Source organism: Citrobacter sp. TBCS-14, assembly GCF_005280805.1.
Lineage (GTDB): Bacteria > Pseudomonadota > Gammaproteobacteria > Enterobacterales > Enterobacteriaceae > Citrobacter > Citrobacter gillenii.
Genome location: NZ_SZWM01001358.1, coordinates 1 through 315, shown reverse-complemented (window position 1 = coordinate 315; position 315 = coordinate 1). Strand labels below are relative to the sequence as shown.

Here is a 315-nt window from a genome sequence, read left to right as displayed (position 1 = left end):
GCCCGTACGCGGCGAATCCAGCTCTGAGAGGCTTTTCGGGCAGTTGATGCGGTGAGCCAGTAAACGCCGACTACCGGATACAGTAGCAGGGAGAAGGCTTTGCGACCCAGTAAACGCCAGACCAGCAACATCAGACGCATTCCCCACAGCCCTTTGACTTCCTGCTGCTGCGCCCAGTGTGTTGATGAACGACGAAAAAGCAGGGAGGGGATGCGTGGCAACATGCCAAAAAACAGGCGAGTGTGCATTAATGAAATGCGCAGATTGTCTTTGAGCGCGTCAAAATGGGATAGCCCGTCCTGCGGATAGATGACT

At 54.9% G+C, this 315-nt stretch carries 1 pseudogene; it reads right to left on the bottom strand.

Annotated features, from left to right (window positions below):
• Positions 1-315, bottom strand: a pseudogene (locus tag FDX22_RS29905) (glycosyltransferase family 2 protein); the annotation flags it as partial.